This window comes from Enterobacter sp. SA187 (assembly GCF_001888805.2).
Classification (GTDB): Bacteria; Pseudomonadota; Gammaproteobacteria; order Enterobacterales; family Enterobacteriaceae; genus Enterobacter_D.
In genome coordinates, this window is sequence record NZ_CP019113.1 from 1,044,592 (window position 1) to 1,058,102 (window position 13,511).

The following is a 13,511-nucleotide window of genomic DNA, read 5'->3' on the forward strand; positions in this document are numbered from 1 at the left end:
CGTATTAAAAGCCGTTCATTCCCTGTTCGCCCAGCCATGCCGTCAGCTTTTCCAGCGCGGCATGGTGCGTAAAGGCCACCAGTTGCCCGGCTTTTTCCTGTCCGATACCGGGCAGTTGCTGCCATTGCTGTTCAGTTCGTTCCAGCAGTTGTTGCCAGCGATAATCTCCCGCAGCCTTCAGCGCGCCCTGAGACAGCGGCGTACCCAGGGCGATAACCCAGCGAATAAACGGGCGCTTACGGGCCAGCTCAAACTGATGCCACAGTTTTTGCCCTCTGGCCGGTGAGATCCCCGGCGTATGCTGCAACTGCTGAGGCGTTAACATCAGCCAGGAAAATATATGCTCAAACCGCCAGGCCTGGTGCAGCGTGCGCCAGGCTGCCTCCCCCAGCCCGGTTAAATCCAGCGCCTGCGGAGAGCTTAGCCACTCCAGACGGGCCAGAAATTGCGCTTCACACTCTGGCGCCGCATAAAAACAGGTCAGCGAATTAAAACGGGATGAGGGCGGCGCGGGCTTGTCCCGCGAAGCGTTGCGCCATGCCACGCCGTCAATCCGTGGGATCCCCTGGCCGGCAAGGCTGATTTGCAGCTGATCGCCGGGGGCGATGTCCAGCTCCTGCCAACGCCGGACCGAGCCGATATTGACCCGCCCCACACGTTTATCATCCAGCTGTACCGGCTCAAGCTCTGCCACCACCGCGATTTTCCCGCTGCGCCCGACGTTAAAGCGGATATTTTTCACTTCCGCCACCTGTACCGCTGGCGGATATTTCCATGCCACCACCCAGTCGCCCTGCCCCGGCAACCACTGCTGACCTGCCGGTTCACGCGCCGCTCTGACGATCACGCCGTCAGTGACAAAGGGGAGCGGCGCGGCAAACCAACGGGCGCGAAGGGTTTCCACGTCACCCGCGTCTTTTACCGGCTGGCTGAACTGCAAAACCCACTTAAAGCCCGCCTCGTTAAGCTGTTGTAGACGTTGCGCCATATCCTGTGGGCCGTCCGGCCATGCCCAGATAAACAGCCCCAGTTCGCGGGTTAGAGGGGAAGGCCCCTGCCGCATCAGCGCGCCAGCCACTTTTGCCCTCGCATTCATGCCGCCCATTTCCTGCTGGCGGTGGTTATCACGCAGAAGAAAAATCTCGCCCTGCAGGACACTGTTTGCCAGCGGGCCGTTTATCTTTTTGGGCAACGAGGGGATCTGCCGCACTTTATTCGTCCAGTCTTCACCTTTCAGGCCATCGCCGCGGCTGATAGCCTGCGCCAGTTCACCCTGACGATAAACCAGCGTAACGGCGACGCCGTCCACTTTCGGCTGGACCCACAGGTCGCGCTTGTTTGCCATCCATTGCGTCAGGGCGGTTTTATCCGCGAGTTTCTTTACGCCCGTATGGGCGACCGGATGCAGGATGGCGCCTGTGCCCGGCGGTGCAGGTTCATCAAGCGGCAGGGGCGGCGCAAAGCAGCGCTGCCAGTGCGCCAGCCGGGCGCTGAGCCTATCGTAAACTTCGTCGCTGACGTCGCTTTTGCCCTGCCGCCAGTAGGCGTCGTTCCACTGTATGATTTGCTGCTGAAGCCGCGCGATCTCCTGCTCTGCCCGTGCAGGCGGCCATACCGGGCATGCCGCCCGGCTGCCGCCACTTAAGAACAAGATGAACAGTATCCATCCCACACGCTTAACCATGTTCTGCCTCCCTTGCTGTGTTCGCTTCGGTATAGCGCGACGTCTGACGCAAGACGAGCAGCAAAAAGCCGCCTTGCGAGGCGGCTTCCGGGAATTTTGCGCTGTTGCTGCAAGCGGCAGATAATTCAGGAAAACGCCTCGCAAAACGCAATAATCTCGTGCAAAAGTGTGACAAAGGCTACGTCACGTAGCGGCGACGTGTATAATAGGCACGTATGTAGACATTCCCGTTCGTTCATCACATACAAAAGATACTCATGGCTCAAGGCACGCTCTATATTGTTTCCGCGCCCAGTGGTGCGGGTAAATCAAGCCTCATTCAGGCTTTGTTAAAGACCCAACCGTTGTACGACACCCAGGTTTCTGTTTCACACACCACGCGCGCGCCGCGTCCGGGTGAGGTGCACGGTGAACACTATTTCTTTGTGGATCATGATGAATTTAAGAACATGATTGGCAGAGATGCGTTTCTTGAGCATGCGGAAGTGTTTGGTAATTATTACGGCACCTCGCGCGACGCCATTGAACAAGTTCTGGCGACGGGCGTGGACGTTTTCCTCGACATCGACTGGCAGGGCGCGCAGCAAATCCGCCAGAAAATGCCGCAGGCGCGCAGCATCTTTATTCTGCCGCCGTCGAAAGACGAGCTGGATCGTCGCCTGCGCGGTCGCGGTCAGGACAGCGAAGAGGTGATCACCAAACGCATGGCGCAGGCGGTTGCAGAAATGAGCCACTACGCCGAATATGATTATCTGATTGTGAATGATGATTTTGATACCGCCATCAGCGATATGAAGACCATTATTCGTGCTGAACGTCTGCGTATGGGTCGCCAAAAACAGCGACATGACGCTTTAATCAGCAAACTATTGGCAGACTGAACGTACTTTCAGTATCATGCCCAGTCATTTCTTCACCTGTGGAGCACTTTAAGTATGGCACGCGTAACTGTTCAGGACGCTGTAGAGAAAATTGGTAACCGTTTTGACCTGGTACTGGTCGCCGCGCGTCGCGCTCGTCAGATGCAGGTTGGTGGTAAAGATCCGCTGGTTGCGGAAGAGAACGATAAAACTACCGTTATCGCGCTGCGCGAAATCGAAGAAGGTCTGATCAACAACCAGATCCTCGACGTACGTGAGCGCCAGGAGCAGCAAGAGCAGGAAGCCGCTGAATTACAGGCCGTCACCGCGATTGCTGAAGGTCGTCGTTAATAACACTGCAGGTCACCCTTGTATCTGTTTGAAAGCCTGAATCAGCTGATTCAAACCTATCTGCCGGAAGAGCAGATAAAGCGTCTCCAGCAGGCGTATCTCGTTGCACGTGACGCTCACGAGGGCCAGACACGTTCAAGCGGTGAACCCTACATCACGCACCCGGTTGCGGTAGCCTGTATTCTGGCCGAGATGAAACTCGACTATGAAACACTGATGGCCGCGCTGCTGCATGATGTGATTGAAGATACCCCCGCCACCTACCAGGACATGGAACAGCTGTTTGGCAAAAGCGTTGCCGAGCTGGTGGAAGGGGTGTCCAAGCTTGATAAGCTTAAGTTCCGCGACAAGAAAGAGGCGCAGGCCGAAAACTTCCGCAAGATGATTATGGCGATGGTGCAGGATATCCGCGTCATTCTCATCAAACTGGCTGACCGCACCCACAATATGCGCACGCTGGGCTCACTGCGCCCGGATAAACGTCGCCGCATCGCCCGTGAAACCCTCGAAATCTACAGTCCGCTGGCGCACCGTTTAGGTATCCATCACATCAAAACCGAGCTTGAAGAGCTGGGCTTTGAGGCGTTGCACCCGAACCGCTATCGGGTGATCAAAGAGGTGGTGAAATCTGCGCGCGGTAACCGTAAAGAGATGATCCAGAAAATCCTCTCTGAAATCGAAGGCCGTTTGCAGGAAGCCGGTATTCCCTGTCGCGTAAGCGGACGCGAAAAGCATCTCTACTCCATTTACTGCAAAATGGTCATGAAAGAGCAGCGTTTCCACTCGATCATGGATATTTACGCCTTCCGCGTCATCGTCCACGATCTGGATACCTGCTACCGCGTGCTCGGTCAGATGCACAGCCTCTACAAGCCACGTCCGGGGCGCATGAAAGATTACATCGCCATTCCAAAAGCGAACGGCTATCAGTCTTTGCACACCTCGATGATTGGCCCGCACGGTGTGCCGGTTGAGGTGCAGATCCGCACCGAAGACATGGACATGATGGCGGAAATGGGGGTTGCCGCGCACTGGGCTTATAAAGAGCACGGTGAAAGTAGCACCACGGCGCAAATCCGCGCGCAGCGCTGGATGCAGAGCCTGCTGGAACTCCAGCAGAGCGCCGGTAGTTCGTTTGAATTTATCGAGAGCGTTAAATCTGATCTCTTCCCGGATGAGATTTATGTTTTCACACCGGAAGGGCGCATTGTTGAGCTGCCTGCCGGTGCCACCCCGGTCGATTTCGCCTATGCCGTGCATACCGACATCGGCCACGCCTGCGTGGGCGCGCGCGTGGACAGACAGCCGTATCCGCTGTCGCAGCCGCTCGCCAGCGGCCAGACGGTTGAGATCATCACCGCACCTGGCGCCCGCCCGAACGCCGCATGGCTCAATTTTGTGGTCAGCTCCAAAGCCCGCGCCAAAATTCGCCAGATGCTGAAAAACCTCAAGCGCGACGATTCCGTAAGCCTGGGTCGCCGTCTGCTTAACCATGCCCTTGGCGGCAGCCGCAAGCTGGCGGAAATCCCGCCGGAAAATATTCAGCATGAGCTGGAGCGCATGAAGCTGGCGTCCCTTGACGACCTGCTGGCGGAAATCGGTCTTGGCAATGCCATGAGCGTCGTGGTCGCGAAAAACCTGCAACAGGGTGAAACAGCAGCCCCGGTGCAGGCGGGTCAGGGCCATGGACATCTGCCGATCAAAGGCGCAGACGGGGTACTGATCACCTTCGCGAAATGCTGCCGTCCACTACCGGGCGACCCGATTATCGCCCACGTCAGCCCTGGTAAAGGACTGGTGATCCACCATGAATCCTGCCGTAACATCCGTGGCTATCAGAAAGAGCCAGAGAAGTTTATGGCGGTAGAGTGGGACAAAGACACGGCGCAGGAATTTATCACCGAAATTAAGGTGGATATGTTTAACCACCAGGGTGCGCTCGCAAACCTGACTGCGGCAATCAACACGGCCTCTTCCAATATTCAGAGCCTGAATACTGAAGAAAAAGATGGCCGCGTGTACAGCGCCTTTATCCGCCTGACCGCGCAGGATCGTGTTCATCTGGCAAACATCATGCGTAAAATCCGCGTATTGCCGGACGTGATTAAAGTCACCCGTAACCGAAACTAGCCTAATGAATGCACAGCGTTATGCGCGAATCTGCGAAATGCTCGCCAGGCGTCAGCCTGATCTGACGGTCTGCATGGAGCAGGTCCACAAGCCCCATAACGTCTCTGCTATTATCCGCACCGCAGATGCCGTTGGCGTGCATGAAGTGCACGCCGTCTGGCCGGGCAGCCGTATGCGCACCATGGCCTCTTCCGCGGCGGGCAGCAACAGCTGGGTGCAGGTTAAAACCCATCGCACCATCAGCGACGCCGTTTCACATCTCAAAGGCCAGGGCATGCAGGTTCTGGCGACGCATCTGTCTGATAAAGCCGTCGATTTTCGCGAGATCGATTACACCCGCCCGACCTGTATTCTGATGGGTCAGGAGAAAACCGGGATCACGCAGGAAGCGCTGGATCTGGCGGATCAGGACATCATCATTCCCATGATCGGCATGGTGCAGTCGCTTAACGTCTCCGTCGCCTCTGCCCTCATTCTGTATGAAGCCCAGCGCCAGCGGCAGAACGCCGGCCTGTATAAGCGGGAAAACAGCATGCTGCCGGAAGACGAACAGCAGCGTTTGCTGTTTGAAGGCGGCTATCCGGTGCTGGCCCGCGTAGCAAAACGCAAAGGCCTGCCCTACCCCCACGTCAACGCGCAGGGCGAAATCGAAGCCGATGACGCGTGGTGGGCCACCATGCAGTCTGCGAAATAACCCATGAAAGGCCGCCTGCTTGACGCCATTCCGCTAAGCTCGCTGACCGGCGTGGGCGCGGCGCAGAGCAGCAAGCTCGCCAAAATCGGCCTCGTCAACGTGCAGGATCTGCTCCTGCATCTGCCTTTACGCTACGAAGATCGTACCCAGCTTTACACCATCGCCGATCTGCTGCCGGGCATTTATGCCACGGTGGAAGGCGAAGTGCTGAACTGTAACGTCACCTTTGGCGGCCGTCGCATGATGACCTGTCAGATCAGCGACGGCAGCGGCATTCTGACCCTGCGCTTCTTTAACTTCAGCGCGGCGATGAAAAACAGTCTGGCGACGGGAAAACGCGTGCTGGCTTACGGTGAAGCAAAGCGCGGTAAGTACGGCGCGGAGATGATCCATCCGGAATACCGCGTGCAGGGCGACCTGACCAGCCCGGCGCTGGCGGACACCCTGACCCCCGTCTATCCGACAACCGAAGGCATCAAACAGGCGACGCTGCGCAAGCTGACGGACCAGGCGCTGGAACTGCTGGACACCTGCGCCATTGCCGAACTGCTGCCCGCTGAATTAGCCCAGGGCATGATGAGCCTGCCGGAAGCGCTGCGCACGCTGCATCGCCCGCCGCCGACCTTACAACTTGCCGATCTGGAAAGCGGTCAGCATCCCGCCCAGCGCCGTCTGATCCTCGAAGAGCTGCTGGCGCATAATCTCAGTATGCTGGCCTTACGCGCCGGCGCACAGCGTTTCCACGCCCAGCCGCTTGCCGCGCAGGATGAGCTGAAAAACCAGCTGCTGGCGTCACTGCCGTTTAAACCGACCGGCGCGCAGGCACGGGTGGTGTCCGAAATCGAACACGATATGGCGCTTGATATTCCGATGATGCGTCTGGTGCAGGGCGACGTTGGCTCCGGTAAAACGCTGGTGGCGGCCCTTGCCGCCCTGCGCGCCATCGCCAATGGCAAACAGGTGGCGATGATGGCCCCCACCGAACTGCTTGCCGAGCAGCACGCTAACAATTTCCGCGCCTGGTTTGCCCCTCTCGGCATTGAAGTCGGCTGGCTGGCGGGTAAACAGAAGGGCAAAGCGCGCGTGGCGCAGCAGGATGCCATCGCCAGCGGTCAGGTGCAGATGATTGTCGGCACCCACGCCATTTTCCAGGAACAGGTGCAGTTTAACGGCCTGGCGCTGGTGATCATCGACGAACAGCATCGCTTTGGCGTGCATCAGCGGCTGGCGCTGTGGGAAAAAGGCCAGCAACAGGGCTTTCATCCTCATCAGCTGATCATGACCGCAACCCCTATTCCGCGTACGCTGGCGATGACGGCGTATGCCGATCTCGATACCTCTGTGATCGACGAAATGCCGCCGGGACGTACGCCCGTCACCACGGTGGCCATTCCCGACACGCGCCGCAGCGATATTATCGATCGCGTACGCCAGGCGTGCATGAGCGAAGGCCGCCAGGCTTACTGGGTGTGCACGCTGATCGAAGAATCCGATTTACTGGAAGCCCAGGCAGCCGAGGCCACCTGGGAAGAACTGAAGCTGGCGCTGCCGGAGCTTAACGTCGGTCTGGTTCATGGCCGCATGAAGCCCGCCGAAAAACAGGCGGTGATGCAGGCGTTTAAGCTGGGCGAGCTGCATCTGCTGATCGCCACCACCGTCATCGAGGTAGGTGTGGACGTGCCCAACGCCAGCCTGATGATCATCGAAAATCCGGAACGGCTGGGCCTTGCGCAACTCCACCAGCTCCGGGGTCGCGTCGGTCGTGGCGCGGTGGCGTCCCACTGCGTACTGCTGTACAAATCCCCGCTGTCGAAAACCGCGCAGAAACGCCTGCAGGTGCTGCGCGACAGTAACGATGGCTTTGTGATTGCGCAAAAGGATCTGGAAATTCGCGGCCCCGGCGAACTGCTCGGTACCCGACAGACCGGCAACGCTGAATTCAAAGTCGCCGATCTGCTGCGCGACCAGGCGATGATCCCTGATGTACAGCGCCTCGCCCGTCATATTCATGAGCGTTATCCGGAACAGGCGCTTGCGCTGATCGAGCGCTGGATGCCGGAAACTGAACGCTATTCCAACGCCTGACGCAAATTTTCAGCCATTCACTCTGACATACGCATAACGCTATATCCCGGTCGCTTTTTATCCCTTTTAATTATGAGATTTTTTGCTGGCAAACGTTTGCTTTTACCATTCAGTCCGATAAAATCCCCGCTTTTCCATCATGGGATCGCCAGAGATGTCCGTTAACACCGTCGAGTCTGAAAATGCGCAACCGGTTGCGCCGCAGCATAATAGTGAGCTGATCTACCGCCTGGAAGATCGCCCGCCGCTGGCACAAACGCTTTTTGCCGCCTGTCAGCATCTGCTGGCAATGTTTGTTGCGGTCATCACCCCGGCGATGCTGATTTGTCAGGCGCTCGGCTTACCGGCTCAGGACACGCAGCACATCATCAGCATGTCGCTGTTCGCCTCCGGTGTGGCGTCCATTATTCAGATCAAAGCGTGGGGACCGGTTGGCTCCGGGCTGTTATCCATTCAGGGCACCAGCTTTAACTTTGTGGCCCCGCTGATCATGGGCGGCACGGCGCTGAAAACCGGCGGCGCGGATGTGCCGACCATGATGGCGGCGCTGTTTGGCACCCTGATGCTGGCAAGCTGTACCGAAATGGTCCTTTCCCGCGTGCTGCACCTGGCGCGCCGCATTATTACGCCGCTGGTATCCGGCGTGGTGGTGATGATTATCGGTCTGTCGCTGATCCAGGTCGGCCTGACCTCTATCGGCGGCGGCTATGGCGCCATGGCCGATCACACCTTCGGCGCGCCGAAAAACCTGCTGCTGGCGGGTGCGGTGCTGGCGGTGATCATCCTGCTTAACCGTCAGCGCAATCCGTATCTGCGCGTGGCCTCGCTGGTGATCGCTATGGCGGTGGGTTATATCCTCGCCTGGGCGCTGGGTATGTTGCCTGAGAACACCGCGCCGACCAGCAGCGATCTAATCATGGTCCCCACCCCGCTCTATTACGGTTTAGGTATCGACTGGAGCCTGCTGCTGCCGCTGATGCTGGTATTTATGATCACCTCGCTGGAAACCATCGGCGATATTACCGCCACCTCTGACGTTTCCGAACAGCCGGTTTCCGGGCCGCTGTACATGAAGCGCCTGAAAGGCGGCGTGCTGGCGAACGGCCTGAACTCCTTTGTGTCGGCGGTGTTCAACACCTTTCCGAACTCCTGTTTCGGACAGAACAACGGCGTGATCCAGCTGACCGGCGTGGCCAGCCGTTATGTCGGTTTTGTAGTGGCGCTGATGCTGATCGTGCTCGGCCTGTTCCCGGCGGTGAGTGGCTTCGTGCAGCACATTCCTGAGCCGGTGCTGGGCGGCGCGACCCTGGTGATGTTCGGTACCATTGCCGCTTCCGGGGTGCGTATCGTGTCCCGCGAGCCGCTGAACCGCCGCGCGATCATGATTATCGCCCTGTCGTTGGCGGTCGGTCTGGGCGTTTCCCAGCAGCCGCTGATCCTGCAGTTTGCGCCGGACTGGCTGAAGAATCTGCTCTCCTCGGGGATCGCCGCGGGCGGTATCACCGCTATCGTGCTGAACCTCGTTTTCCCGCCTGAGAAAAACTGATTTTCACGGCGGCAGCGGGGCTTTCCTGCTGTCGCCGTTACACGCTTTCACCATTCCCTCCTTGAGCATTGCGCATAAATCGTGCATAAATTCCCTGTCTGCATAGAGGAAGGGAAGACGATGAAACTCATTGGAAAGCTGCTGATTTATCTGCTGATCGCGCTGCTGGTGCTGATTCTTGCAGCCTATTTTCTGATCCAGACGCGCTGGGGCGCAGCGCAGGTGGGCCACTGGGTTACGGATAACAGTGATTACCAGCTCACCGTTGAGGCAGTGGATCACCGCTTTTCTTCGCCTTCCCATGTGCTGTTAAAGAGCGTTACGTTTGGCCGCAAGGGCCAGCCCGCTACCCTGGATGCGAAAGCGGTGGATATTGGGCTGAGTAGCCGTCAGTTCACCGATCCGCTGCATGCCGATACTATTTTGCTGTCAGACGGGACGCTGAATTTATCTCCGGATACCGCGCCGCTGCCCTTCCAGGCCGACCGCCTGCAACTGAACAATATGGCGTTCAACAGTCCGGCGACTGGCTGGGATCTCAGTGCCCAGCGGGTGACAGGCGGCGTCAGCCCCTGGCAGCCGAAAGCGGGCAATGTGCTTGGCAGCCAGGCGCAAATCCAGGTGAGCGCAGGCTCCATGACGCTGAATGGCGTCCCCATCAGTAATGTCCTCATTCAGGGCAGTATCGACAACAATGAGGTGACGCTGAGCACCATTGGCGCGGATATGGCGCGCGGCTCGCTCACCGGTACCGCCCGCCGTACCGCCAACGGCGGCTGGATTATCGACAGCCTGCGTCTCAATGACATCCGCCTGCAAAGCGACAAATCCCTGAGCGATTTCTTTATGCCGCTCACCACGCTGCCATCGTTGCAGATTGGCAGGCTGGAAGTGACAGACGCGCGCCTGCAGGGGCCGGACTGGGCGGTAACCGATCTGGATCTGAGCGTGCGCAACCTGACGCTGAGCGAGGGCGACTGGCAGAGCGACGACGGCAGGCTGTCGATGAACGCCAGCGAGTTTATCTACGGCTCGCTGCACCTGTTCGATCCTATTGTGAATACTGAGTTTTCCCCCCAGGGCGTGGCGCTGCGCCAGTTCACCTCCCGCTGGGAAGGCGGCCTGCTGCGCACCTCCGGCAACTGGTTGCGCGACGGCAAAGCGCTGGTGCTGGATGACGCCGCCATCGCCGGTCTGGAATACACCCTGCCCGCCAACTGGAAACAGCTGTGGATGGATCCTCTCCCCGGCTGGCTGAACGCCGTGGTGCTGAAAAAATTCAGCGCCAGCCGCAACCTGGTGATCGACATCGATCCGGCTTTCCCGTGGCAGATCACCGCGCTGGATGGTTATGGTAATAACCTGCTGCTGGCGCGGGACGGTAAATGGGGCGTCTGGGGCGGTAGCGCCAAACTGAACGGCGCGGCGGCGACCTTTAACCGCGTCGATGTGCGTCGTCCGTCGCTGGCGCTGGCTGCAAACACCAATGCGGTCAACATCAGCGAGCTGAGCGCCTTTACCGGCCAGGGTTTACTGGAAGCCACCGCTGTGGTGTCGCAGCTGGCTGATCGCCAGGTGAAAGTGAGCCTCAATGGGCGCGGCGTGCCGGTGAACGTATTGCAGCAGTGGGGCTGGCCTGCGCTGCCGATTTCCGGCGATGGTAATATTCAGCTAACCGCCAGCGGCAACGTAAAAGCGGATACGCCGTTAAAACCCACGGTGAATGCGGAACTGAAGGTGCTGAATACAGAGAAACGGCAGGTGACACAGACGATGCGCAACGGCGAGGTGAGTACCGCGCAGCCGGAAACCACACCCTCTCCCTGACGGGAGAGGGTTAACACTCAGAGCGTAACCACCAGCGTATTCTCCTGCGCGGTGATAACTGCCCCCCACTCACTGCCCGCCTGTGAGCCGCCCTGCACGGCGCTCACCTGCGGGATATTGCGCAAACACAGCGTCCAGTTGCGGGCATCACCGGTGCCGGTGAGCGTGATGCGATCCCCTTCCCGTCGCGCCTGTAGCGTGAAGGCAACCAGGCCATCCTCCGCCGGTACCTCGCAGCGGGCTTCGCAGCCATCGTCCAGGCTGAACAGCTGAAACGCCGTGCCGTCGCTCCACGCATAGTCCGGCTTCCGATCGTTATTTCCCAGCGCCAGCAGGGTGTTATCCCGCACGTAGACCGGCAGGCTCAGGAAATCATGCTGCTGTTTGTGCCAGCGGCTGCCGGTAAGCTCATCGTTGCGCCACAGGTGCGTCCAGCGGCCTTCCGGCAGATAAAACTGCACGTCGCCCGCTTCCGAGAAGACCGGCGCGACCATCACCGCATCGCCGAGCATATACTGGCGATCAAGATAGTCACACGCCGGATCGTCCGGGAACTCCAGCATCATGGCGCGCATCATCGGCGTGCCCGCGTCACGGGCCAGCGCGGCCTGGCGGTACAGATACGGCATCAGGCGGCATTTCAGCTGCGTGAAGTGGCGCACCACGTCGCAGGACTCCTCATCATACGCCCAGGGCACGCGATAGGATTTGCTGCCATGCAGACGGCTGTGGCTGGAGAGCAGCCCGAACGCGCACCAGCGCTTATAGACGTGCGCCGGGGCGGTGTTTTCGAAGCCGCCAATATCGTGGCTCCAGAACCCAAAGCCGGACAGGCCAATCGACAGCCCGCCGCGCAGGCTTTCCGCCATGGATTCGTAGTTGGCGTAGCAGTCGCCGCCCCAGTGCACCGGGAATTTCTGCGCCCCCACCGACGCCGAGCGGGCGAACAGCACGGCTTCTTCCTCGCCCACCGTCTCTTTCAGCACATTCCACACCAGTTCGTTGTAGATATAGGCGTAATGGTTATGCATCTTCTGCGGGCAGGAGCCGTCATGCCAGGCCACGTCCGTCGGAATGCGCTCGCCGAAATCGGTCTTGAAGCAGTCGACGCCGATAGCCACCAGCCCTTTCAGCTGCTCTGCATACCACCGGCAGGCTTCCGGATTCGTAAAATCATAGATAGCCAGCCCCGGCTGCCATTTATCCCACTGCCACAGCGAGCCGTCCGGGCGTTTCAGCAGATAGCCCTTCTCTTTCAGCTCGTTAAATACCGGTGATTTCTGGCCAATGTAGGGGTTGATCCAGACGCAGATTTTCAGCCCTTTCGCCTTCAGGCGTTTGATCATGCCCTCCGGATCCGGGAAGGTCACCGGATCCCACTGGAAGTCGCACCACTGGAAGGCTTTCATCCAGAAGCAGTCAAAATGGAATACGTGCAGCGGCAGATCGCGCTCTGCCATGCCGTCGATAAAGCTGTTCACCGTGGCTTCGTCGTAATTGGTGGTGAACGAGGTGGTGAGCCACAGTCCGAAGGACCACGCCGGCGGCAGCGCCGGGCGGCCGGTCAGCTGTGTATAGCGGTTGAGCACCTCTTTTGGCGTCGGCCCGTCGATGACAAAATATTCCAGATGCTCAGACTCAACGCTGAACTGCACTTTGGAGACTTTTTCCGAGCCGATTTCAAAGGACACGCACTGGGGATGATTCACCAGCACGCCGTACCCGCGATTAGTGAGGTAGAACGGAATATTTTTATACGCCTGTTCGGTGCTGGTGCCGCCGTCGCGGTTCCAGGTCTCCACCGTCTGCCCGTTGCGCACCAGCGCGGTAAAGCGCTCGCCGAGGCCATACACGGTTTCGCCGACGCCCAGATCCAGCCGCTCAAACAGATAATTGCGGTTGCTGGCAGTGTCCTGCACGTAGCCATTGTTTTTCACCTGGCTGCCGGTGATGCGCACGCCGTTGCGCAGAAAATCCAGCGACCAGGCATCGCCTTTGGTAACACGCACACTTAACGCGCCGCTTTTCAGTTCGGCGAACTCCGCCGTGTTCTGCATCTCAACCGGTACGTCCTGCACATTCAGCGGGTAATGCGGGCCGTTGTTCAGCGCACCCTGAAAATGTTCCATGCGCACGCCGACCACGCCTTCCTGCGGCGAGAAAAAGCGCAGCGTAAACAGCGGTGTGTCGAGCTGCCAGGTCCGTTCACGCACATCGCGCGGTGCGGCGTACACCACCATCTCATTGCCCTGCTGTTCAACATCGAACACCTGGATTGGGTGAATGAGGTTCAGCCCGTGCTGAATAAGCCAGTTTCCATCACTGATTTTCATT

9 protein-coding genes are annotated in these 13,511 nt (G+C 58.8%); 7 read left to right on the top strand and 2 right to left on the bottom strand.

What is annotated here, in order from left to right:
- Positions 1 to 4: 4 nt before the first annotated feature.
- Positions 5 to 1,684: an NAD-dependent DNA ligase LigB gene (ligB, locus tag BMF08_RS05115; RefSeq protein WP_072571002.1), complete on the bottom strand. Its 1,680-nt coding sequence runs from the start codon at positions 1,682 to 1,684 to the stop codon at positions 5 to 7.
- Between the two features lie 257 nt (positions 1,685 to 1,941).
- Here ligB and gmk point away from each other — a divergent pair, with 257 nt between their 5' ends.
- The 7 genes from gmk to BMF08_RS05150 all read left to right on the top strand — a co-directional run bounded on the left by gmk (position 1,942) and on the right by BMF08_RS05150 (position 11,177).
- A complete protein-coding gene (gene gmk, locus BMF08_RS05120) occupies positions 1,942 to 2,565 on the top strand; it encodes a guanylate kinase (RefSeq protein ID WP_072571000.1) in 624 nt (207 codons plus the stop codon).
- 54 nt (positions 2,566 to 2,619) lie between these two features.
- Positions 2,620 to 2,895: a DNA-directed RNA polymerase subunit omega gene (gene rpoZ, locus BMF08_RS05125; RefSeq protein WP_031523238.1), complete on the top strand. Its 276-nt coding sequence runs from the start codon at positions 2,620 to 2,622 to the stop codon at positions 2,893 to 2,895.
- A gap of 18 nt (positions 2,896 to 2,913) precedes the next feature.
- Positions 2,914 to 5,025 carry a bifunctional GTP diphosphokinase/guanosine-3',5'-bis pyrophosphate 3'-pyrophosphohydrolase gene (gene spoT / locus BMF08_RS05130; protein ID WP_072570998.1) on the top strand — a complete coding sequence of 704 codons (2,112 nt, stop codon included), beginning with the start codon at positions 2,914 to 2,916 and terminating at the stop codon, positions 5,023 to 5,025.
- A gap of 4 nt (positions 5,026 to 5,029) precedes the next feature.
- The gene (trmH, locus tag BMF08_RS05135; RefSeq protein WP_072570996.1) at positions 5,030 to 5,719 is read left to right on the top strand and encodes a tRNA (guanosine(18)-2'-O)-methyltransferase TrmH; all 690 of its coding nucleotides are present in this window, start codon (positions 5,030 to 5,032) and stop codon (positions 5,717 to 5,719) included.
- 3 nt (positions 5,720 to 5,722) lie between these two features.
- A complete protein-coding gene (gene recG / locus BMF08_RS05140; protein WP_072570994.1) occupies positions 5,723 to 7,804 on the top strand; it encodes an ATP-dependent DNA helicase RecG in 2,082 nt (693 codons plus the stop codon).
- Between the two features lie 154 nt (positions 7,805 to 7,958).
- Complete coding sequence (locus BMF08_RS05145) at positions 7,959 to 9,350, top strand: nucleobase:cation symporter-2 family protein (protein WP_072570992.1); 1,392 nt, start codon at positions 7,959 to 7,961, stop codon at positions 9,348 to 9,350.
- 120 nt (positions 9,351 to 9,470) lie between these two features.
- Positions 9,471 to 11,177 (top strand): AsmA family protein, encoded by a 1,707-nt coding sequence (locus BMF08_RS05150; RefSeq protein ID WP_072570991.1) that lies wholly within the window; start codon positions 9,471 to 9,473, stop codon positions 11,175 to 11,177.
- A 17-nt stretch (positions 11,178 to 11,194) separates the two neighbouring features.
- On the opposite strand, the gene yicI is transcribed toward BMF08_RS05150, so the two are convergent.
- Complete coding sequence (gene yicI, locus BMF08_RS05155; protein WP_072570989.1) at positions 11,195 to 13,510, bottom strand: alpha-xylosidase; 2,316 nt, start codon at positions 13,508 to 13,510, stop codon at positions 11,195 to 11,197.
- Position 13,511 lies beyond the last annotated feature (1 nt).